The sequence below is a fragment of the Methanosarcina sp. 1.H.T.1A.1 genome (assembly GCF_000979295.1).
Lineage (GTDB): Archaea > Halobacteriota > Methanosarcinia > Methanosarcinales > Methanosarcinaceae > Methanosarcina.
Genome location: NZ_JJQY01000120.1, coordinates 18,871 through 41,308, shown reverse-complemented (window position 1 = coordinate 41,308; position 22,438 = coordinate 18,871). Strand labels below are relative to the sequence as shown.

Below are 22,438 nucleotides of genomic sequence, written 5' to 3'. Positions count from 1 at the left end.
CAATCTATAAATAAGAGGAGTTTCAAAATAGAAATCAGTATCCACAACTAAACTCCTGTATGAGCGCTCTATGCCGGATAAAAAAAGCTGAAAACCGGGGGAAGGAAGAAAAGAGAGAAAAAAAGAAAAGGTGAGGAAAAAAGGAAAAGAGAAGAAAAATCCGCGGATCGGTTTTCTTTCATTCTCCAAGTTTTAAAGCCCCGTGCGGGCACATCTTGATGCACATGCCGCACTGGATACACTTCTTTTCGTCCACGCAGAGGCCCCAGGTCTCATCAAAAGCATAAACCTTCATCGGGCAGACTGAGATGCAGGCTCCGCATTCAACACATTCTTCCTCATCCCTGTGAATGGGCCGGTCCAGAATTGCAACTATTGCCCCTCTTGATTCGAGAGCATTTTTAATCTTGTCGAACCTGGAATCTTTCACATCTGCAATCAGTTCTCCGTAAGTCGAGTCGATATTAGCGACCATGATATTAAGCAGGATTCCTGTTTCGATAATGGACTCGGAGATAATGGGATTATGGATCCTTTCCGTAGGGATGCTGATCTTTATTTTCACGCTCAGTACCTCCTTGCAAGAAGTTTGCTTATATTGTCACTGGTGATTATTCCGAGGACCTGTCTCTGTGCATCGATTACAGGCATTGCAGAAACGCCGTAGCGGTCCAGCCTGCGAGCTGCAAGATCTACAGGTTCGTTCGGGGCACAGGTAAGGACTTTTTTCGTCATGACGCTTTCTACGGAATCAAATCTGTTTTCGGCGACGGCTTTTGAGATATCCCAGGCGGTCAGGATTCCTACCAGTTCACCTGTATCCGAAATCACAGCAAGGTGGTTGAAAGAGTTCTCCCAGATTTTCTTTGCAGCGTCCTGAACCGTCTGGTTCTTTTTGATTGTTACAATAAAATCGGACATGACGTCTTTTACGAGAGGTACTGCCTGAGTCTGTTTCATGGATTTTGCCGAGCCTTCACAGCAAATCCTTTCCACAGGCATGCTGACAAAGAAGTTCCCGTGCTTTACCCATTCCTTAAGTTCATTTGCAATCTTTCTTGCGTTCTTGAAGCTTGAGAGGGAGGAAGTCGGAACATCCTTTCCATCAATCTGCACCGAGCCTGATCTGAGATCGGCATAGTTTACCTGCTTTATCACAGGCTTATCCTTGCTGCCCACAGCATAGTCGAGGACACTGGTCATAATGTCCACGTCACGCACTGCAGTTGAGGCTGCGAGTTTTTCATTAAGAATAGGGATCGGAATTCCAATTCCCATATAAAGGGTTGTCCCGTAGCCTGTAAAAGAAGCAGCCCTTAAATAATCAGGATTCATTTCCTTCAGGTTCCCTTTAAGCATGAGGGTCCCAAACCCGCTGGAGGGGGAGTGCTGGGTCCCGTTTCCGATAATGTAGCCCTGGGCTCCGCCCATAAAAATCCTTGTGCCCATCCCGATAGTTTCATAGCTGGGGTCATTTGAGAGAGGAGAAAGCACTCCAGCTCCGGAATAGGTTACATTCCCGAAGTTGGGCAGAAGCTCTCCCATATAGGTGTTCAGAATCCTTTTTGAACTGTTTGTTGCAGCAGCATATTTCTGGTAGGCATTCCTGGGGTTGAGAAGGACTGCCTCGTTCAGGTCATTAAGGGTGATTGTCGTATCAAGTACTTTCCTGGGGTAACAGTCTGTCCCATAGGAAGTTGCATGCACATCGATTTCTTTTCCCCTCAGCAGGTCTTCAATAACATGTGCTCCACCATACTGTATCCCGCGTGTGTCCGAGATCTGGGCAGCTCCAAGGTAAGCGTCAACGGCAGCCAGCCCGCTGTATGCCTCCACATTATTGAACCAGACTTTCTGAATCTTAATTGGGGGTTCCGAATGACCTAGATTAAGCATCAAACCTGAAGAGCACATGGCTCCGAAAGTGCCTGTAGTGACCACATCCACTTCTCTTGCGGCACCTTCCACGCCAAGGTTTTCAACAATCCCGACCATTTCCTCGGCTGTGACTACATTGACGCTTCCATCTTCAATTTTTTTATTGATCTCATGAACCGATTTTTCAACCATGCGGGTTTCCTCTTAGTACAAATTTATCTGGATGGTAATTTTTGCCAGAATTATATATTACTTGTGATAATCCCGGGGTAACAGCCACTTCCGGAAGAGGTGAAAATTTCTGGCTTTGCATCATTTATTTTAAGACTATCGCTGTCAGATCTTCATTCCAATGATTAATAGTCATAATTATGAGCCATATATATTACTTATGGTAATTGAAAGTCTCTTTCCACAAAGGCTATTTCTTAAATTAGCAATAATCGTTCATACCATATACAGGTTGAATAAAATTGAATTTTTATAAGTCAGGAAGTGGGGTTATTTTCAGTAAGTTTCTTATGCTTGCAGGATATTACCCGAGATCAGGTGATTTATTGACACGTGTACTTGCTACCGGAACTTTTGATATTTTGCATCCGGGACATGTTTATTTCCTGACCCAGGCACGAGCTCTTGGAGATGAGCTCTTCGTCATTATTGCCAGGGATTCCAATGTGACTCATAAGCCGAAACCAATAGTTCCTGAGGAGCAGCGGTTTGAGATGGTAAATGCACTTGGAACGGTGGACAAAGCCCTTCTTGGTAGTGAAACAGACATGTTCGAACCCCTGAAAGAGATAAAGCCGGACATCGTTGCCCTGGGTTACGATCAGTATTTTGATATTGAGCTTCTGGAAAAAGAACTTACTAAAAGAGGGCTACCTGCAAAAGTAGTAAGGGTTCCATTTTCAAAGGAGTGCCCCCTCTGCAGTACCGGCGCAATCATAAAAGAGGTCCTTAAACGGTATGGGTAAATTTACCCCTACCGTTTTTATTAAGAAAATATTTTTTGATCTCTTTTTAAATAGGTTGCTTCGGAATAGTGTTTTATGCAAATATCTTTTCAAGCCTGTCAAGAGCTTCCCGGATTCGATCAATGGATGTTGCGTAGGAAATCCTGATAAAGTCCTCGCCGGAAGACCCGAAAGCAATTCCCGGGGTCACTGCCACATGAGCTTCCTTCAGGAGCCTTTCAGCAACCCTGGTCCCGTTTCCAAACTCACTCACATTGGCAAAAGCATAGAAGGCCCCGTCTGGCTTTTTGCACTCAAGTCCTATTTTATTCAGCCCGTCGATGAGGATATCCCTGCGCATCTTAAAGCGGTCAACCATTGCCTTGACGCCGTCCTGAGGGCCCTGAAGGGCTTCAAGCCCACCGTACTGGACAAAGGTAGTGGCGCTGCTTACAGAGTGGGACTGGATCTTCTGTAGAAGTTTATAGATCTCAGGGGGAGCTGTAAGGTATCCAAGCCTCCAGCCAGTCATTGCGTATGCCTTGGAAAAACCGTTTACAGTGATGGTTCTCTCCTGCATCCCATCAAAACTGCCAATACTGATATGTTCCCGGTCATAGATGATTTTCTCATAGATCTCATCTGAGACTACCAGAAGGTCGTGGTCAATTGCAAGATCGGCAATGCACTTGAGGGTCTTTTTCCCGAATACTCCGCCTGTCGGGTTGCCCGGGCTGTTTACAACAATGAGCTTTGTTTTATCATTTATGTAATCGGCGAAATTGTCCGGCAGGAAACCTTTCTCAGGAACCGTAGGAACCCAGACAGTTTCTGCTCCTGCAAAACGGATGCAGGCGTCATAAGTTACCCAGGCAGGATCAAAGAGAAGGGCCTGATCCCCGTCGTCGAGGGCCCCCATCATCACTTCGAAAATCCCCTGCTTTGCGCCCGGGGTGACCAGCACATCTTTTTCGGTCACATCCAGATTATTTTCAGTCCTCAGTTTTTCGGCAATAGCTGCCCTTAGCTCCGGAATGCCTGCAGAAGGAGCGTAGTGGGTTTTTCCCTCATACATAGCCTTTGCTGCAGCATCGCAGATGTTTTTAGGGGTGTCGAAATCAGGTTCGCCAAGGCTAAAATTGATAACGTCTGTACCCTCTTTAATCATTCTGGTTGCAATGTTGGAGATCCTGATCGTTGCGGATTCTTCTACACGCTTGAGCCTTGCGGATGTCATAGGAATAGTCCTGCTTTGTTACTTTTTTGCTAGCTTATTGAAGCATCAAGGAACTTCACAGCCGCCGCACCAGCTTTACTGCAGCTTCTACTGCCCTTTTAGCATAGTCGACACGTTCATGAGCAGCCATCCTGGTCATACCCGGACCCGGGATTCCGAGAGTTACTGGCTTGTTGAACTCAAGGGAAAGATCCATGATCTTCCTTGCGGCATGCTGCATAACCACCTGGTCGTGGTCGGTCTCACCTTCGATTACCGACCCTATGGTAACCACTGCATCAATGTCTTCCCTCTGGCAGAGCTTCTTGATTGCAAGGGGCATGTCAAAGACTCCTGGCACGAGAATTGTCTCTTTAACTGTTGCCCCCAGAAATTCCGCATGCTCTCTTCCAAGCAGCTCCATCTGATAGGTCAGATCCCTGTTAAATTCAGCTACAACAAATCCTAGGCTGATAGTCATCTAGTAAGGTCTCCAGTCTTGTTTTTAACTTAAAGTCGCTTCACATTCTCAAAGGACCTGCGTCCTCAAAACCCTGCCTCTGACCGGTACCGGCCTCCCTGACCAGTTTTTCCGGCTTGAAGAGCAGCTTTATCACGTTTAAGGCGTGTTCCCGGGTCCGCTTGTCCATGAGAAAAGCGAGTTCTTTCTCGTCTTTTCCTTCATCCTCATGGACAAAGACCTCGATAATATGGGTATTGGTCATGAGCTGGGCCATGATAAGGCCCTGAGAGGCTTCATGAGCGCACATTTTGTCTTTTTGCTCCCTGCCAGGCATTCCAAGGGCCATTACGATATCGCAGCCTTCTTCTTCGATAAGCTTTTTGGCTGCTACCGGAAGGTCCTTTATCCCGGGCACGGTTACCCTTTTAATCTTTACGGATACGTTATTCTGTATCTCGTCGATTGCTGCACGCCCCATATTATAGCGCGCAAACGTGGTATCTGCAATTCCTATTGTGGGCATGTGAATCCGATCGGAATTTAATGATTAATATTCTTCTGGTTTTCCTGAAACGTTTATAAACTTTGGTTATGAAAGATTTTTTAAATCCTCTCATAACCTGTCAATAACGCGTGTTGCAGCTTCTGTGCCTGCTCCCACGCTGTCAATGTAACCCCGCTTCTTCAGCACGATTTCCATCTGCTGGATAGTGGAAAGAACATCCCTTGCAGTTACATTCCCCATGCTTCCAATTCTGAAAATCTTGCTCTTCAAGCGTTCCTGTCCGCCGGCTATAATAATGCCCCGCTTCTTCATGTCATTTTTAATGTCTTCCCCATCAATCCCTGCAGGAGATTTCATTGCAGTGATGGTGTTGGAGTACTGGCTGTACTCGTTAAGCTGAGGGAACATCTCTATGTTCATTGCGCCGGCTGCTGCCCTTACGGCTTCGGAAAGAGTCGCGTGCCTTCTAATCCTTGCCTCCATGCCTTCTTCTTTAACGATGTGAAGGGCTTCCTGAAGAGCATAAAATAGAGGAATAGCAGGAGTGTAAGGTGTTTCCGGCTTGGGTTTATCCCCACTCTTTTTATATGCCTTAAGGTCATTATAGTAAGGCCTCTTCTTCATGCCATTTATAACCTCAAAGGCTTTTTCGCTTACGGAAACAGCTGCCATTCCAGGTGGAGCTGCAAGGCATTTCTGAGAACCAACTATTGCAATGTCAACGCCCCATTCATCGACTTTGACTACATCTCCCCCAAGGGAGGTTACGCCGTCCATAATAAAAAGAGCATCGTGTTTTTTTGCAAGTTTGCCGATTTCTGCAGCAGGATTCATGATACCTGCAGAGGTCTCGTTGTGGACAAGGGTGATGGCTTTTGCTCCTTCCTCGAGCTTTTCCTTAACCTGTTCAAGGTCAACAGGAAGACCCCATTCAAACTCCAGGGGCACCACTTCGGCATAGAGGGATGCAAGGTCTTTGAAACGCTCTCCGAATTTTCCGTTTTCTATAGCAATAACTTTATCCCCTCTTCCGGCCACAGACCCGACTGCAGCTTCCATTCCCGCAGTCCCGGAACCACTGAGCAAAAAGATGTCGTTTTTTGTCTGAAAAACGTCAGCAAGAATTTCCCTGCAATCAGTATATATTGCGGCAAATTCAGCACTCCGGTGGTTGATCATCGGTTTTGACATTGCTCTAAGGACTCTGGGTGCGACAGGTACGGGACCAGGCATCATGAGAAGGGTATCTTCCAGATCCATTTATATAAGACTCCACACTTTTTCAAAGATTTAATCGGTTTTTGTTTTCTATATATAAAGGAAATTTATGTAAACTCTATAATTTTCAATCATGTAGTCCTGAAATAATTCAGGGTTATATCTTTATGATACGGTGTGCCAGGATGGCTCTGCAGTATCTCATGCCCTGATACATTTTCGACCGCATTTGCCATGTTTATTCGGCAATTTCAGACAGGTTGAGCACTGAATTAGATTAAGGATTCAGGTTTAAATGAATCCTAGTATATAATTCATGTGCTTTCCATGTTCGGTCTCAGATTTCCTTCAAGGAAAAAGGATTCCGGTTATTGGTCCTGGAGGAGCTTCATCACGTCATGTTTTGTTACAACGCCGACGACTGTTCCTTTTTCTACCACAAGTACGGCAGGGTTTCCTTCCAGTATATGCGAAACTACTGAGATCGATATTCCAGGAGATACTGTCGGGAACGCCTCCCCCATTATCCCTGAAACTTTCAACTGAGAGATGGATTTTTTCTTGCTCTCGCCCATCAGTTTTATGATCATATCTTCCGAAACACTTCCAACCGGAATACCCCTGTCAAGCACGGGAATCTGTGAAAAACCATGAATATGCATAAGGTTTACCACCTCTTCTACCGAGTCTTCAGGAGAAACATGAATTGCAGGGGAATGCATCAGGTCCTTTATGATGATCTGCTGCTCCTTTTCAGCCTCCTCAAAAGCATTAAGGATTTTCCTGACCGTTGAAAGCCTGGGGTCTACATCTCCCGATTCGATACGGGCTATAAGAGGCTGACTGACACCTGCCCTTTTAGCCAGGTCGCTCTGGGTAAGCCCGAGTTCATTTCGTCTTTTTTTAAGATCTTCGGGTGTTGGAAGCTGCATATATATTACCGATAGTAATTATGGTATTTAATGTCATTGGTTAACATTATTTAAAGAGTAGATATATAAATTGCTTTCGGGAACACGAAATACCGATCAGAAAAAAACCTGCAAAATAGGTTTTCAAAAAAGAACAAAATCTAAAAAGGGTCAATTTTAAACAATGATCAATGCGAAGACAGTAAAAAAATATTAAATAAAAAACAAAGAAAAGAGAACTATAAATAAAATCAATATTAAAAAGGTAACTAGTCAGCGCATAAAAATCAATATTAATAGGCATCTTAGTAAATATAAAATGGGTAAAAGTCGTTGATTCCATATTATTTTATTGTTGATTATTGATTGTGTTTTCAGTTTTACAAAAGGTGGTATGTTCATGTATTCAAAATCTTAAAATCTATATCAATAGAATAATTTTGGGTGCGATGAGTATATTCAAAAAGATTGAAAATAGAAAAGTAAAAAAGAATAAAAGATAAAAAAAGAATAATAATAGAGAAGAAAAAAAGAATAAAAGATAAAAAATAAATCTGTTATATTTTCATTTTTAGATATAAGATGGATTTTCTATTTCCTTGGACTTCTTGGTCCTCAGTTCGCCTTTAATAGCTTCATAATATTTCATGGTATCCGGAGTAACTGAAGGCCCTGTATCTGCAATCGCTTTAAGGAAATGTTTCTGTTTGACGTTTTTTGCATGGATTTCTTCGCGCAGGGCATACCTTCCTGCCTTTTTGCATATGGCTGCGAGATCTGCACCTGTGTACTGGTCAGTCAGGTCAACGAGTTCTTCAATATCCACATCCTCTGCAAGAGCCATCTTCTTTGTATGGACCTTGAGGATTTCCCTCCGGGCCCCTTTATCCGGAATAGGCACAAGGATAAGCTCATCAAAGCGCCCTGGACGGATCAGGGCCGGGTCTATGATGTCAGGACGGTTGGTTGCGCCAATTACCACAACACCCCGGAGCTCTTCGAGCCCGTCCATTTCGGAGAGGAGCTGATTAAGGATCCGGGCTGTAACCTGAGGCTCTCCTGCGGAGATCCCACGTATGGGAGCAAGAGAGTCAAGTTCGTCCAGAAAGACAATGGAAGGAGCAACCTGTCTTGCCCGCATGAAGACCTCGGCAATCCTCTTTTCAGACTCCCCGTACCACTTGGAGAGGAGGTCACTTCCTTTGGCTGTGATGAAGTTGGCGTCGGATTCATGGGCAATGGCTTTTGCAAGAAGAGTCTTTCCAGTGCCCGGAGGACCGTAGAGGAGCACGCCTTTTGGAGCTTCCACTCCTATGTCCCGGTAAGACTCAGGGTTTTTAAGTGGCCATTCCACAGCTTCTTTTAAGAGGCATTTTACATCTTCCAGGCCGCCCACATCGTTCCAGCTGACATTGGGGATCTCAATAAGAATTTCCCGGATGGCTGAGGGCTGGACTTCTTTCATGGCTTCTTCGAAGTCTGCTCTTGTGACCTGCAGGGTGTCCAGGAGTTCCTTTGGGATCTGGGGTTCTTTCAGGTTGAGCTTTGGGAGGATACGCCGAAGAGCACTCATGGCAGCTTCCCGGCAGAGTGCCGCAATGTCAGCCCCCACAAACCCATAGGTAATCTGGGCGAGATCCCTGAGGTTTACGTCCTCGGTAAGAGGCATCCCCCTGGTATGGATCTGGAAAATCTCAAGCCTGCCTTCGGTGTCAGGGACCCGGAGTTCTATTTCCCTGTCAAACCGGCCTGGACGGCGCAGTGCAAGGTCCAGGGCTTCGGGGCGGTTTGTTGCACCTATCACGATCACGTTCTTGCGGCTTTTTAAGCCGTCCATCAGGGAAAGAAGCTGGGCGACCACCCTTCTTTCTACTTCCCCTGTGACCTCTGCTCTTTTTGGGGCAATGGAATCTATCTCGTCCAGAAAGATGATTGCAGGGGCATTCTTTTCGGCATCATCGAAGAGATCACGGATCGCTTTTTCAGATTCCCCGTAGTATTTGGACATTATTTCCGGGCCGTTGATGGAAATGAAATAGGCATCAGACTCATTTGCAACTGCCTTTGCAAGCATGGTCTTGCCCGTCCCGGGAGGGCCATGAAGCAGCACCCCTTTTGGGGCGTCAATCCCAAGCCGGTCAAAAAGTTCAGGGTGTTTCAGAGGGAGTTCTATCATTTCCCTGACCTTTGTAATGGCATCCTTGAGCCCGCCCAGGTCTTCGTACATAACAGTGGGAATGGTCTGTTCCGGAGGAATTTCCACGGCTTCTGGCAGGAGTTCGATTTCGGTCATGTCCGTGATCTTTACGATCCCCGAAGGGGAAGTGGAAATAACCTGCAGCTTGATTTCCCCAAGCCCGAACGAGGGGCCGAAACCCTGTCCGAAAAAGTCCTGGAAAAAGTCATCGAACATGAGCCCCTTGCTATAAGTGTCCCTCTCCCTGGACCTCCTTAAGCTGGTGGTGGAGATAAAGTCCCCCTTTGAAACCGTACGGTTCATGAAGACCGCACTGAGGGTCTCACTGGGAGCATAGATCTGCATGCCTCTCGTAACGGGAGACAGGGTCACATGCTTTGCTTCTTTCCATTCAGCTTTCCGGATTTCCACATATTCCCCTATACTTGTCTTTGCATTGTTACGGATAAGCCCGTCCATACGGACAATATCAAGCCCGGCATCACTGGGATAAGGACGGCCTATAAGGGCAGAAGTTGATTTTCCACCTTTGATCTCCACAACATCAAAGGGTTTCAGGCCCAGTTTCTCCCTGTATATTTCGTCAATTCGGACAATTCCTTTTCCGACATCCCGTTGATCGGCTTCCGCAACCTTAAGTTTTACAATCGATTTATCCCCCTCAGTCAAATAACACCCTCCATCTCCATAGTAAAATATTCCCCTCTGTAAAAGTATACGGCTTTTTGAAAAAATAAGATCAATGTGTGACTTTTCAGGCTGGTTTGGCTTCAGTCGCTTACCCTCTTTGCCTCCTCATCAAGCTTTTTTAAGTTTGTAGGGATAGGGTTTTCTTTGAGAAGCCTGGCGAAGTACACAAGATTATGTGCCATGTATCTTACTGTCCGATTCGTGTAAAGGTGCTTTTCCCCTCCGGCTTCGATGTAACTGGGTCCCGGACCTGCATCACCAACCCAGTAGCAGTCAACATTGGGAGGCACAGTACATCCGAGGTGGGTCAGGTTGAAGAGTGTGGTCGCAGCAACATTGTGCGCTCCATCTTCGTTGCCGGTGACTATAACCCCTGCCACTTTCCCATAAAGGGGATACTGCCCTGTTACGGGATTCCCATCCATATATGTCCCGTCCAGCCTTTCGAGGACCATCTGGGCCACCGAAGAGCGTACGCCGAACCAGATGGGAGATGCTATTATCAGGATATCACAGGCTTTTATTTTTTCAAGTATAAAGGGCCATTCGTCTCCGTTTCCTTCATCTGAAGAAATCCCGAAAGCTATATTGTAGTCAACAACCCTCATGACCTCACTCTCAACACCAAGTTCTTTAAAAATAATCACAGCCCTGTCAACAAGAGCACGGGTGTTCGATACCTGAGGTGATTTTTTCAGTGTGCAGTTTAAAAAAAGCGCCCTTATCGCCATAGTATCATCGCCATAGTATATATGTTTCCAAATGCCGTTATATATACGGAAACGTATAAATGTTCAGAAGGATTATTACTTCACCAAGCCTTATTATGGATTTACTGCCGGGATACCGGTTTCCTTCTGGAGTCATGATTCATCTTTTATTCTCTCGGATGGGTTTCACTACTTAGTCTTTGATAAAAAATAGATGGGAAAATAGACTCATAGATTAAGGAAAATAGACTCATAGATTAAGGAAAATAGAAAACTGAAAAGCGGAATAGTAGAAATAAAAAGAAAAAAGATGAAAACAAAATAAAAACATATATAGGACTTACGCAGTTGAACTGAAAACAAAAGCTGAAAACACTTAACGATATAACTCACAATAATGTTGATAAGACCATATGCACTTGATTTCATTTCTCAAGTGCGTAAGTCTAATATAAATGAAAAAGGAAAAATATTAGAGTTTAAGTTCTTTAGCCATTTCCTGGAAAACTTTTCCTTTATCAGTTGTGATGAAAACACCGTTTTCGTGTTTTATAAGCTCTTTTTCTTTCAACATTTCCAGATATTTCTGAGCAATGTTAAAGTTAAGATTTACCTCATAAACGATATGTGTTTTCTTTGCCCCATTCATTGCTACTCTTAGAATATCTACTGCAATATCTGTCCTGCTCCTTCTCTTCAATACTGACTCCTCCCCCACTGTAGATTCAGAATAATCTTTGTAAGAATCAACGCTTTCAAAATATATTAAAGCGTATCTTTTTGTAGGTAACAAAGATTCTAAGTCTTTATCGTTTCCCTTTCTATATAACAATATCAGTATTATATAAAGTATTAAGTTATAAATCGAAAAATTAACATACGGTTAATACACAATAATACAAACATGAACGTTACTATATAAAAAAACTACCCAGTTTTAAAATCTGAGTAAACTTAAAAAAGATTAGTGGGCCCGCTGAGATTCGAACTCAGGATCCCCGCCGTGTAAAGGCGATGTCATGACCGACTAGACCACGAGCCCAGTTTGCTACATTTACATCATTTAAATGCTTGCCTTACAAGCAGTTGCTTGAAATGCAGAGTCAACAAGTCACTAGTAATATATATGTCTTTTGTTCGGAGAAGGGTTTGAAAATTTATTTAGACGGATGATATTTATATATACCCATAATTTCACAATCTCTAAGGTTGGATGCCCGTTACTTCAGTTAGGGAGGAAATCCGTCAACTTTCGGACATTCCTTCCACTTTATTGGATTTATTCACTCTGATTTGGAAACGAATTTCCGTAGCAAGTAACACGGTTTTGGAAAAACGTCTCATCTTGTCAATGTTGGACATGCTTCTTGTGTGTAACACGCCGCCCCTACCTCTCAGGACTTTTGATGCTACACATATAGGGTCCTTCTAAAAGAGGGTGTAATTTGAGAGTTTATATCATTTATTTTAGGCAATAGGCACATAATATAGGCCCCCAAATAAAAGTACACATTAAAAATTCATTTTTTAGTAAAATACTCTCTATTAATCCTTGGGGATGCTAAATAAGGCAAATTAAGGCTTTATTCATTTAAACGTTAAAATTCTTTGAAATTAAGGCTCTTGAGCTTGTTTTCCACCACATTATGTTTGGTGTTTAAAAAGAGGGGCAATAAAACCTTAAATTTTAAATAAAGGGTGATTAATTGTTTAAATTTGAAATAAGTTATTTTCCACCTGTACTTTTATTGGGGAAGCACGATCAATGCACTTAGGCTACTAAATGAGGTTAATTAGCCCTTAAAAAATTGATGATTTTTTGAGGACCCTATACACATAGGGAAGTGGACTGAGGAAGCATCCAAATGTATCACGACATATCCGAAGGAGTTAATTAAGACTTTGGCTGGTCAATCAAGGCTTGCAAAAACGGGCCTCCCACTTTAGGGGGATTATTGACCTATATTTTTCGGAGAGAGAACTGGAAACAACTGAAATGGAAAATATAAAGTTACTGCTTTGAAAGTATGAAAATCCCCACCTTTTACAGGTATTCTTTCGGCATTTTTTGTATCAGAATTCATACAAGCAAAATATATTTATACGAGATTAACATGGTGTAATATGTGAGCGGGTCTCTCTTTTGTAAGATAACCCCAACCCCCCAACACCCCAATTCATACTCCCCAACCCGCTCATACGAATTCTATTGCTACCTGTTTACGTGATCTTATAATATAATGCTGTCATCAGGATACTGTCAATAAGATACTATTATCAGGATACTATTGATAGGCTTGTAAAAAATGACTATAGAAGTCAAGCTAGTTTTGCAGGGTGATTCAGGCGTATTTCAGGATAATACCAGGTAATACCCTATTTTAAACTCTATTAATAATGGAAATGCTGTCACGGAAATAAGATAATAATGCACATATTTTTGCCCTGAAATTGAATAATCAAACAGCCCTCTTCAGTGAGGAGGGCCGTCACCAGACTATCAAGTAAGTGCTATCCCTTCTTATCCGTGCTTCTTCCAGTGTTATTAAAAACCCTGAGATCCATTATCTGACTGCACAGGTTCCAGAAAAACATTATTGTGAAGAACTGTTTGAGAAAATGAGAACTATAAAATTGTAATTATAAATTATAATGCATATTATAGAAAGCTATTTATAGGATGTAATATTACTCATGCTAAGTGAGCGGGCCTCTTTTCCATAGTATAACCCCAAACCCATATCCCCCAACTATTCCCCCAACTATTCCCCCAACTCCCCAAGCCCGCTCACAAACTTTTCTCACGGCTTTTTTTTCTCAACTTTATTTAAAAATAATATTATAATCTTAACATTTCTTAACATTTTTCAGACTTGTCTCAACTTTACCATATGTTACCTCAATTAGGCCTGCAGAATTTCAACTTATCTCAATTGATCTCAACTTATCTCAATTTATCGCAATTTATCTCAACTTATATTAACTAATCTTAACTGTTATCATACGGATTACAGGTTTAATTCCTGGGAACCTTTTGAAATAACTGTAACTCGATAGAATAAAACAAAAAGAGTTTTACATGTAAAGAAACACTAAATCAGGTAGGTAAGAGAATATACTAAATATATTAAATAAGTATTTATAACTAAAGTTGTATACTTGCATTTGTGAGCGGATTCCAATCCAAACTTCCCAAACACACCAACAACTTCTTCTTTAATTCAAAGTCAACCCAGTTGGTTCCGCTCACATAAAACCTCAGTTCCTCTTTTGCAGTAGCGAGGATTGTGTATTTGTTTAGTCGGGTTGTTTATTTGTGTATGGTTGTTTATTTGTGTATAATAGTTTCAAATACATATGCTGTCAAACCCACAAAAAAACATATATCGTCATCTTTTGAAACTGAAAGAGGTAAAGTACGAAAATGCGGCATACATAAACCGACTGTCAGAAAAACTGAAAATTTAGAAAAAGTTTAAGGAAAATAAAGAAGAATTTTTCTGGATTGGGGAATCCAGAATGGAAAAAATGAACGATTTGCGCTCTAAAAAATTTAAAAGTCGAAAAGTGTTTTCTGGGTTTTAGGCTCAGCTTTTTTCAAAACCTCTCCTGTATTATCCTGAGTGCCTGCGGAGGGCGAAGCTTCGTCAGATATACTTTGTTTTGACAGGTCGCTGTTAGTCGGAACTTTCTTTTTTGAAGGTATAGGAGAAGCTTTCTTCTCTACAGATTCAGAAAGGGATTTATTTTCAGGCAGGGGGGCGGAAAAAGAAAATAAATTATTTTCTACAGGTTTCGGCCCATCAGGCAGTATCTTTCCTGAAGTCTCTTTCTTTTCGGGAATCTCCGGCGGTGTGTCAAATCCCATGATAAGGGTTTTCTGCTTGTCTTCCGAAGGATGAGAATCAGAAGCTTCAGATTTGCAGGCGGGAACCTCCTTTTGAGTCTCTTTTTGAGTCTCCTTTTGAGTCTCCTTTTGAATCTCCTTTTGAGTCTCCTTTTGAGTCTCCTTTTGAGTCTCCTTTTCTTCCTCCGAAATTATAACAGGGCAGCTGAGGGTTCTCTGCTTATTGTCTACTGTAGGAGCAGGAGCCTTAAAAAATTCCGGTTCTTCGGTTTTATCTTTTCTTTCATCAAGAAGTTTCTGCGCGTCGTCGTAAATTTTCTGCAGTTTTTTACTTGCCTTTGCGCTTCCTGAGAGGTACATCAGCTCTTCAAGCTCAAGCCCGAGATTTGCAGTAACTTCAACTGCAGATTCCTCATCCTTCAGCATTCGCGAGTAAAACCCTAGAAGGTTGTTCCTCGAATAATGCATTGACTCAAAGCTGTGCTCTCCGATTTTTGAAGCAATATTGTCCCGCATGTCCCGCTTCGAACGCGTCTGCCCGAGCCTTCTCCAGAGTGAAGGCTGCTGGTATTTGATAAAGCCGGGATACGGTCTTGTCTTTGAAAGGGCAGCCCCGCAGACCATAAGCATGCTGGCATACCTCCACATCCTGTAATTCTGGCGCTTTTTTACACGCCCCAGATAAAGGTCAGCCTTTGAAATATATTCAAAACCCGTCCTTATATCTTCGAGGTCACCGTCCTTACGGGCATACTGGATAGGCAGGTTTTCATCGATCCAGTGTACGAGATCTTCAGGGCTTTCATCAAGCCCGCGTGCAGATTCAAGAGCCCTTTTACAGTCAGTGCTTTTAAAGATCTTCTGCATCGCCTTAAAGATGTTCTCCTTTACATCCCTGCCTGCAGTACCGATATCCTCAACTTCGAGCGCTTCTTTCCCGCTCGCTGCAGCCTGGAGGTCATTCATGGCGCTCCTGAAGTCTCCACCCGCATTTTCTGCAATCTGAAGGACAGCTTCCGAGCTACAATAAATTCCCTCAGCCTCACAAACCTTCTTCAAAGCAGGGACCATTGAACGGCTCTGCACGGACCCGAACTTAATTTCCAGGCACAGGTTCCTGATTGTGGGTGTTAACCCGTAAATGTCATTTGCAATAAGCACGATCGGCTGGAGTGTGGCCTTTATGATCCCGGCAATAGCCCTCATTCCGCCCCTGTCCGAAGTCCCATGTATATTGTCCGCCTCATCAAGGATAATAAGACGCTTTCCACCAAAAAACGTATTCATTGACGCTGCAGAGCCAGCAACCTTCTCAATAACACCTGCAGTCCTCTGGTCGCTTGCATTGAGTTCAATAACCTCCCAGTCCAGATCCCTGCCAAGTGCATGAGCACTTGAAGTCTTCCCTATCCCTGCAGGCCCATAGAGAATAACTGCCCTTCTCTCAGGGGTCCCGGATTGCCATTCCTCAGCCCATGCCCTGAAATCCTGCACTGCCTTCTTGTTCCCCACGACATCTCCAAGGGTCCGGGGTCGGTATTTTTCAGCCCATTCGATTGCCGACATCATCTTAAACCATACCAATAAGGAGGACTACTTATATGTGAACTTATCTAAGTTAATATTATCAGGGAGTTGGTGAAAAAAGCATGAATTACAAAGAACTGTTTGAGGACCATTATATAAAAAACTGGTTATCTGGAATCGGTGCTAAGAAAACAACCAGAGAGGGGGTACATAGACAGCTTAAGGGTTTATACCGAGTTTCTTGATAAAACCCCTGAGCAGATAATAAAGGAATCTGAGGAAGATATCAGATCTGGAAAACTAATGCGGGAAAGGAAAATATTCAACGAACTAAGAGAGTTTAGGGAATACCTGGAAGGATCTGGTATTGCTCCAATGTCAATAAAAGCAAAGTTAACCGGAGTCAGGAGTTTTTTTAATTATTATAATATTATCCTGCCTGTTTTGCCTCGGTCTGCTACATGTGCAAGGCCGTTGATGGAGAATAGGGCCATACCAACAAAGGAAGATATCAGAGAAGCATTAACGGTTGCTGATCCTATCGAAAAAGCGTTGGTCCTTACAGGGGTAGCTTCAGGTTTAGCCATTAACGAAATTTCAAACCTTAAAGTAGAAGATTTTTTTAAGGGCTATGACCCAGAGACCCAGATTACAACTTTGCACTTGGTTCGGGAAAAAGTAGGATATGAATTTTATACATTTTTAACCCCTGAAGCATCGAGAGCCGTTTTAGAATATTTAGAATATCGAAATAGGACATCTGATAGTAAGGATGGGGTTAGACAAAACCAACTTTTCCTAAAAAACGCACATGATATTCTTTGAATAACATGCCCAAAGAATGAAAGTCCTTTTTCCTTACCTTTTTTGATAATAGAACTCCATCATTACCTTGGACAGGAAGGTTGTTTTTACTTTGGTTCTACGAAACCGTCAAAAAACTAACCATTTAATTGCCATCGAAGGCTCAGATGTGACTTTGATCACGGATGCCAAATTGCCTTTGAGGCAATTCTACTGTCCTGGAAATGATGGAGTAATGTAAATTGGAAGGAGAAATAAACAAATCTTGTGGTTTAGACATTCACAAACGTTTTGTTATTGCTACAATCCTCAGTAGATCTGGTGAAAAACAGCAACAACGTTTTGCCAGAGATAATGATGGGATTTTAAACCTTAAAAATTGGGTAACATCAGAAAAATGTGATGTTGTTGCATGTGAATCAACAAGTGACTTCTGGGTTCCGATTTATGAGTCTTTGATAGATCATTTGCCTGTTATAGTTGGAAATGCTCGAGATATGAAGGCATTTACACATAAAAAAACAGATAAAATAGATTCGGAAGTAATTGCACAACTTGCATTGAATAAAATGGTTCAACCATCAAGAATTTTTCCGAAAAAGCATAGGGACTACAGATCATACGTCAGGTTAAGGCTAACTCTTGTAAGGAAAAGAACAGATATTAAAAATGGAGCTCATGCTATTCTTTCGTCCGAAATGTTACATCTCGGTGATGTGCTGACTGACATTTTTGGAAAAAATGGAAGAGCAATTCTAGCAGGAATATCTTCAGGTAAGAATGTTGATCAGATTATAGAATCGCTTTCTTCAAATGTAAGGAAAAAAAGTGTTCAGATAAGAGAAATTCTGGACAGAGAGATCTCCCAGAGTGCTGCAATCAGGCTTCAGATATGCCTGAACCTGATAAAAAATTTAGATGATGAAATTGAAGTTCTGGAAAGACAAATTTTCAATTATGCTTATCAAAAGCATAAAAGAGAAATGGAAATTTTGATGTCAGTTCCAGGAATTGGAGAGCTTGGTGCAGCAATTCTTATTGCTGAAATAGGAAATTTCAGGGATTTTTTATCGGGAGATAAGCTTGCTTCATGGCTTGGAATTGTTCCAAATGTGTATCAATCTGCGGATAAATACCATAACGGAAGAATCACTAAGAGAGGATCAAAAGTAGCAAGGTGGATTCTGACTCAGATTGCACAAGCAGCAGCAAGAAAGAAAAATAGCAAGTTAAAAGAGTTTTTTAACAGGAAAAAGAAGTCAATTGGACATGCAAAGGCGATTATTGCACTGGCAAGGAAAATTGCAACGATAATATGGCATCTGATAACAAACGATGAGATGTATGAAGATGAAACAGGATATCAAAAGGGAGAAGTTCAAAAGAGGAAGATTGTGGAAACCGAGATATTCTCGGTTGATGAAAGGATAACAATAATTAGTGGAATTATCGCAATTATGGGAAAAAAGGACGGGGAGAGTACGTGATGAGATTTTTCATCACGGACTTTCATGCCAAAAACAACGAAGTTTTTGATTTTTTTTTCAGGCTTAAGGCCGCAGAAAGTAGTTTTTGTTTTGTAGTATTAAGTATATTGCAAAAAAATTGTTGTCGTTGTTCCTTGTTTTGCTAATTGTTACTTTCGGCATCAGGCGAACACATTACCATGTTTCTTATTTAGGAAGTGCGACAATGAGAGTGGGCGACTCTGTTCATAGACTATTTGCTCTATATGTTTTATCCTGGCTTATGTAAATCTGTTTAGATTTAGTTACTCTATGCATCTAAAAGTGATGTCTTGCTATTGCCTTACCTACTTAATTAAATAGTACAAAACTCTTCTTCTTTTTGGGAGGTGAAGGACCATGAAACTTAAGTCTATCAAGAATGATCAGAACGCTTTTGCCCAGGGCTCTGCTGTGGGAATTCTTATACTCTTGGCATATATAGAATAATTGACAGGAGGTTGAAAGATGTCGTTTTTTCGTATTTTGTCAGTCTTAAGATTAGTAATTACTACGAGTTACAGAGATTTTAACTATACCTGTAAATCAAAAGTTAGAGTTTTTTCACTTGAATTCTTTTAATTCATAATTGTTTTGTCTTGTTGAATATTGATTGTTAAACTGCTATGCTTATTCTTTTAGCGTGTATATATAAATATTCATGATATACAAAATGAAATATATAATCAAGTATTTATTCTGTTAGTGTATATTTGAGCTAATACCAAAACTCAAAAAATTCTTCCTTGATTGTAGATTTCGAAATATTAACCGAGTTACTGGTTAGAGAAGTAGATCTGAAATTTTTAGAACTTATAGACAAATAGTGGTTTTGGGATATAGGCTCATACTCTAATTTGAAGTAGAACTTCTACTATAAAAATTTAAAGATTATGGGGGTAATCTTGTGAGTACTGTAAGTAAGGTAATCACTTGGATAGTAACATTTGTGTTCCTTTTTTTACTTTATGCGGCTTTAGAGGTACGTAATTACGCAGCTTTGATATTGCTTATTATTATCCTCTATGGTGGCTTTCGTAATAAAAGTTAAACTATTCTATCCAATAAAAAGCTTCGAAAAAGAGCTAAATTAAGTGATGTGTCCTTGATCTTTTATGTAAGTATGAAAAACAGTTTTGTGTTAAGACAAAGCTAATTAATTGAAGAGTTATAGCTTTGAGGTGTATTATTATGGGATTACTTGATAAATTACTAGGACCAGAAAAAGCTACTGCTTGGAGGGCTGCATCTTTCTTAGATTCAGCAGCAAATGGTGGCAAATGGACGGTTGAGTCCTATATTAAAAGCGGTGCTGATATTAACATTCGAGAGAAAAAAGAAAGCAACACTGCGCTAATAATTGCAATAAATAACGGTCGTAAAGAAATTGCAGAACTGCTCATAAAAAATGGTGCTGATCTAAACCTTATAAATCGGTATGGGTACACTGCTTTAATGAGAGCAACGTATAAAGGTAAACTGAAACTCGTCGAAATGCTGATAAAAGGTGAAGCTGATCTTAATATCCAAGATGAAGACGGACGTACTGCACTAATGCTTGCAGCAGCTAGCATCCCATATATTCTACGGCGTAAGGAAATTGCAGAACTGCTCATAAAAAATGGTGCTGATGTTAACATTCAAGGTAATAAAGGCGAAACTGCTTTAATGTTAGCAGTACAGACGGGGCGTAAGGAAATTGCCGAGATGCTCATAAAAAGTGGGGCTAAAACGACTTAAAACCATGAAAACGGTACTATATTATATCCAGACTGTTAAGATAGGTTATGGAGTGAGTTACTAAAGTTATGAATGTAACAATTTACACTTAAAACCTCATCACAAACTAAAAAACACAAGTTTTCGAACTAGAAAAGGTTCAATCCAATTTCAAGTGTAATTCTTTGCGTAAATGACTATGATAACTCACTCATTAATTTTAACGAAACGTTCTAATATACTTCCAACAAAGTTTAAAATTGCTTATAATTCATATGCTCTTATATATAGTTTCACAAAAGAACAATACCAGCAAAAATCGATAAGAATGTTTCATTTTGTTTCAGTCGAATACCCCGCTAGCTTGCTGCGGGGATGGAAAACTTCCCCGGTAACCGTTGTTAAATAACTGATTTTATATCCTTAATTCCCTTTGTACTGTTGATGGAATTACGACATGCAAATCATTGTGTTTATAAAATCAGATATCACATGGTTTTTTGTGTTAAGTATCGTAAAAAGCTTCTTTTTGAGACCGAGCTCATTAATTTTTTGAAAAACGTATGCTTTGGAATTAGTGAAAGATACTGTTTTGAATTTGATGCTATTGGTAGTGATGGTGACCATGTACATCTTTTTGTTGGAGCTGAACCAAAGTATTCTCCTTCAAAAGTTATGCAAATTATAAAAAGTATTACAGCAAGACAAATCTTTAAACAATACCCTGAAATCAAAAAACAGCTTTGGGGTGGTGAACTATGGAGTGACGGGGGCTACATTGGAACTGTAGGAGACGGAACAACGTCAGATGTTATCAAAAACTATGTTGAAAACCAGGGAAATCAGGAAGAAAAAGAAGCATATCAACAAATGAAAATATTCGATTTTCAATAATCATTATAACCAGAGCGCTGGCGCGGAACATACCCCGTTGCTTGCAGCGGGGTGCGCCAGCGCAACTTTGATTTGTTTCCTTTTAATTCCCTGTCGGTTTGATATTTCAAAAAATGAATGACTTTCGAAAAAAGGATAAGGCAATGAAAAAGAATTTATTCCAATAAAAAAGGAACTCATTATTAACTTTATATGTTTTAATTTTTTCCCAAGTTCCTCGCCTGTACTCCTACCATTTTTCCAGCATCGTTTTTTTAGAATAAAGCATAACCCATGAATCAGTACTCAGACCTGAGCAACATTAATTGCTCATTATACCTCTTGAGCGAAAATAACTGATAAAACCCACAAGTTAGCCCTTTTGAGTGAATCTAAAGTAGTGTTACTTGTCCAGAAGTTTGTCCTCTTGAGCGAAGCGAAAAGGACTGCGTACTCCCGAGGGATAACTCGGGGGGCAAAATTAATTAATGTGTGTGTTTGTCTTTCTTTGAACTACTTCAAATCTTACATAAAAGTCTGGATGGATATGGAAAAGAACGGCATGTATGCCCTCCTTGAAGCTATCGAAGCAAGAGCCCGGACGAACAGGGCGAGGGTAGCTATGGGAATAAGGGAACCGAATCCCAAAACTCTTGAGAGTGCCTGGAAAGCCCAGGAACTGGGATATGCACAGGTTGTCCTTGTAGGGAACAAAAAAGAAATTGACGAGATCGGGACAGAACTTGAGGTTGTGGATACCGACGACCCCGAAAAAGTCCTTTCGGAACTCCTGGTTTCAAGAAAGGTGGATGCAGCTATAAGAGGCACTGCAAAGGCATCAGGAACGATCTCAAACCTGAAAGAAGCCCTTGGCATGAAAAGGGTTTGCAGACTTGCCCTCCTTCTGACAGCGGACGGCACACCTTTTTTCCTCGCTCCTGTTGGAATCGATGAAGGAAACACGATCGCAGATAAGCTCCGTATGATTACCCTTGGTGCAGAGTATATAAGGAGGTTAGGAGTCGAGCCTGTAGTCGGAGTGCTTTCCGGAGGCAGGATAGGGGATATAGGAAGGGACAGGCGCGTGGACAGAACCCTCGCAGATGGGGAATTTGTAACAGGACGAGCTCTGGAGCTCGGAATTGATACCAGGCACTATACCATTCTTATTGAAGACGCCATAAAGGAATCGAACTTCATTATTGCCCCTGACGGGATATCCGGCAACCTTATTTTCCGGACCATTGCCTTCCTTGGCGGAGGTGACGGACTCGGAGCTCCGGTATTAATGGACGATTATGTGTTTGTAGACACGTCAAGGGTAGGCGGGCATTTCACAAAAGCCATCATGCTTGCAAGTGCCCTCTCCTACCTTCACAAGGAAAGAAAAAAGGTGATTCACTGAAGACCGTTGCAGAG

Annotated in this window: 17 protein-coding genes and 1 tRNA gene; 6 read left to right on the top strand and 12 right to left on the bottom strand. The window is 41.6% G+C overall.

Translation table 11 applies throughout. The features are described from left to right. Positions 1-178: 178 nt before the first annotated feature. Both EO95_RS12350 and EO95_RS12345 read right to left on the bottom strand, forming a co-directional pair. Positions 179-565 carry a 4Fe-4S binding protein gene (locus EO95_RS12350; RefSeq protein WP_048135013.1) on the bottom strand — a complete coding sequence of 129 codons (387 nt, stop codon included), beginning with the start codon at positions 563-565 and terminating at the stop codon, positions 179-181. Positions 566-567: 2 nt separating this feature from the next. Next, positions 568-2,070 carry an L-aspartate semialdehyde sulfurtransferase gene (locus EO95_RS12345; protein ID WP_048135012.1) on the bottom strand — a complete coding sequence of 501 codons (1,503 nt, stop codon included), beginning with the start codon at positions 2,068-2,070 and terminating at the stop codon, positions 568-570. Between the two features lie 329 nt (positions 2,071-2,399). Here EO95_RS12345 and EO95_RS12340 point away from each other — a divergent pair, with 329 nt between their 5' ends. After that, the gene (locus tag EO95_RS12340; RefSeq protein WP_048135010.1) at positions 2,400-2,855 is read left to right on the top strand and encodes an adenylyltransferase/cytidyltransferase family protein; all 456 of its coding nucleotides are present in this window, start codon (positions 2,400-2,402) and stop codon (positions 2,853-2,855) included. Positions 2,856-2,928: 73 nt separating this feature from the next. On the opposite strand, the gene EO95_RS12335 is transcribed toward EO95_RS12340, so the two are convergent. The 10 genes from EO95_RS12335 to EO95_RS12290 all read right to left on the bottom strand — a co-directional run bounded on the left by EO95_RS12335 (position 2,929) and on the right by EO95_RS12290 (position 16,160). Continuing rightward, on the bottom strand, positions 2,929-4,071 hold the full coding sequence (locus EO95_RS12335) for a pyridoxal phosphate-dependent aminotransferase (RefSeq protein WP_048135008.1): 1,143 nt from the start codon (positions 4,069-4,071) through the stop codon (positions 2,929-2,931). A gap of 55 nt (positions 4,072-4,126) precedes the next feature. Beyond that, entirely contained in the window at positions 4,127-4,531 is a 405-nt protein-coding gene (gene ribH / locus EO95_RS12330; protein WP_011032198.1) for a 6,7-dimethyl-8-ribityllumazine synthase, read from the bottom strand. Positions 4,532-4,571: 40 nt separating this feature from the next. Continuing rightward, positions 4,572-5,036 carry a riboflavin synthase gene (gene ribC / locus EO95_RS12325; RefSeq protein ID WP_048135006.1) on the bottom strand — a complete coding sequence of 155 codons (465 nt, stop codon included), beginning with the start codon at positions 5,034-5,036 and terminating at the stop codon, positions 4,572-4,574. A gap of 90 nt (positions 5,037-5,126) precedes the next feature. After that, entirely contained in the window at positions 5,127-6,278 is a 1,152-nt protein-coding gene (locus EO95_RS12320) for an alanine--glyoxylate aminotransferase family protein (protein WP_048135005.1), read from the bottom strand. A gap of 326 nt (positions 6,279-6,604) precedes the next feature. Continuing rightward, positions 6,605-7,168, bottom strand: a complete 564-nt coding sequence (locus EO95_RS12315) for a CBS domain-containing protein (protein WP_048135003.1) — start codon at positions 7,166-7,168, stop codon at positions 6,605-6,607. Positions 7,169-7,718: 550 nt separating this feature from the next. After that, positions 7,719-10,013, bottom strand: coding sequence for a CDC48 family AAA ATPase (locus tag EO95_RS12310; RefSeq protein WP_048135002.1), 2,295 nt, complete (start codon positions 10,011-10,013; stop codon positions 7,719-7,721). 101 nt (positions 10,014-10,114) lie between these two features. After that, positions 10,115-10,765, bottom strand: a complete 651-nt coding sequence (locus tag EO95_RS12305) for a flavodoxin family protein (RefSeq protein WP_048135001.1) — start codon at positions 10,763-10,765, stop codon at positions 10,115-10,117. A gap of 451 nt (positions 10,766-11,216) precedes the next feature. Beyond that, positions 11,217-11,537 carry a winged helix-turn-helix domain-containing protein gene (locus EO95_RS12300; RefSeq protein ID WP_235282998.1) on the bottom strand — a complete coding sequence of 107 codons (321 nt, stop codon included), beginning with the start codon at positions 11,535-11,537 and terminating at the stop codon, positions 11,217-11,219. 175 nt (positions 11,538-11,712) lie between these two features. Beyond that, positions 11,713-11,786 (bottom strand) — tRNA-Val (locus EO95_RS12295). A 2,511-nt stretch (positions 11,787-14,297) separates the two neighbouring features. Then, the gene (locus EO95_RS12290) at positions 14,298-16,160 is read right to left on the bottom strand and encodes a replication factor C large subunit (protein ID WP_048134999.1); all 1,863 of its coding nucleotides are present in this window, start codon (positions 16,158-16,160) and stop codon (positions 14,298-14,300) included. Between the two features lie 138 nt (positions 16,161-16,298). On the opposite strand from EO95_RS12290, the gene EO95_RS17890 reads away from it, so the two are divergent. The 5 genes from EO95_RS17890 (at position 16,299) to mtxX (ending at position 22,424) form a co-directional block, all read left to right on the top strand. Further along, a complete protein-coding gene (locus tag EO95_RS17890; protein WP_048134998.1) occupies positions 16,299-16,943 on the top strand; it encodes a hypothetical protein in 645 nt (214 codons plus the stop codon). A gap of 221 nt (positions 16,944-17,164) precedes the next feature. Next, entirely contained in the window at positions 17,165-18,409 is a 1,245-nt protein-coding gene (locus EO95_RS12280) for an IS110 family transposase (RefSeq protein WP_048134996.1), read from the top strand. Positions 18,410-19,618: 1,209 nt separating this feature from the next. Beyond that, positions 19,619-20,167, top strand: a complete 549-nt coding sequence (locus tag EO95_RS12275; RefSeq protein WP_048134994.1) for an ankyrin repeat domain-containing protein — start codon at positions 19,619-19,621, stop codon at positions 20,165-20,167. 423 nt (positions 20,168-20,590) lie between these two features. Then, a complete protein-coding gene (gene tnpA / locus EO95_RS12270; RefSeq protein WP_048134993.1) occupies positions 20,591-21,040 on the top strand; it encodes an IS200/IS605 family transposase in 450 nt (149 codons plus the stop codon). Between the two features lie 526 nt (positions 21,041-21,566). Beyond that, positions 21,567-22,424 carry a methanogenesis marker protein Mmp4/MtxX gene (gene mtxX, locus EO95_RS12265; protein ID WP_048135047.1) on the top strand — a complete coding sequence of 286 codons (858 nt, stop codon included), beginning with the start codon at positions 21,567-21,569 and terminating at the stop codon, positions 22,422-22,424. Positions 22,425-22,438: the final 14 nt, after the last annotated feature.

Bases quoted from the DNA above. Each gene is read 5' to 3' on its own strand.
- EO95_RS12345 (WP_048135012.1), bottom strand. From the start codon at position 2,070: ATGGTTGAAAAATCGGTTCATGAGATCAATAAAAAAATTGAAGATGGA.
- EO95_RS12340 (WP_048135010.1), top strand. From the start codon at position 2,400: ATGCTTGCAGGATATTACCCGAGATCAGGTGATTTATTGACACGTGTA.
- EO95_RS12335 (WP_048135008.1), bottom strand. From the start codon at position 4,071: ATGACATCCGCAAGGCTCAAGCGTGTAGAAGAATCCGCAACGATCAGG.
- ribH (WP_011032198.1), bottom strand. From the start codon at position 4,531: ATGACTATCAGCCTAGGATTTGTTGTAGCTGAATTTAACAGGGATCTG.
- ribC (WP_048135006.1), bottom strand. From the start codon at position 5,036: ATGCCCACAATAGGAATTGCAGATACCACGTTTGCGCGCTATAATATG.
- EO95_RS12320 (WP_048135005.1), bottom strand. From the start codon at position 6,278: ATGGATCTGGAAGATACCCTTCTCATGATGCCTGGTCCCGTACCTGTC.
- EO95_RS12315 (WP_048135003.1), bottom strand. From the start codon at position 7,168: ATGCAGCTTCCAACACCCGAAGATCTTAAAAAAAGACGAAATGAACTC.
- EO95_RS12305 (WP_048135001.1), bottom strand. From the start codon at position 10,765: ATGGCGATAAGGGCGCTTTTTTTAAACTGCACACTGAAAAAATCACCT.
- EO95_RS12290 (WP_048134999.1), bottom strand. From the start codon at position 16,160: ATGATGTCGGCAATCGAATGGGCTGAAAAATACCGACCCCGGACCCTT.
- EO95_RS12275 (WP_048134994.1), top strand. From the start codon at position 19,619: ATGGGATTACTTGATAAATTACTAGGACCAGAAAAAGCTACTGCTTGG.
- tnpA (WP_048134993.1), top strand. From the start codon at position 20,591: ATGGAATTACGACATGCAAATCATTGTGTTTATAAAATCAGATATCAC.
- mtxX (WP_048135047.1), top strand. From the start codon at position 21,567: ATGGAAAAGAACGGCATGTATGCCCTCCTTGAAGCTATCGAAGCAAGA.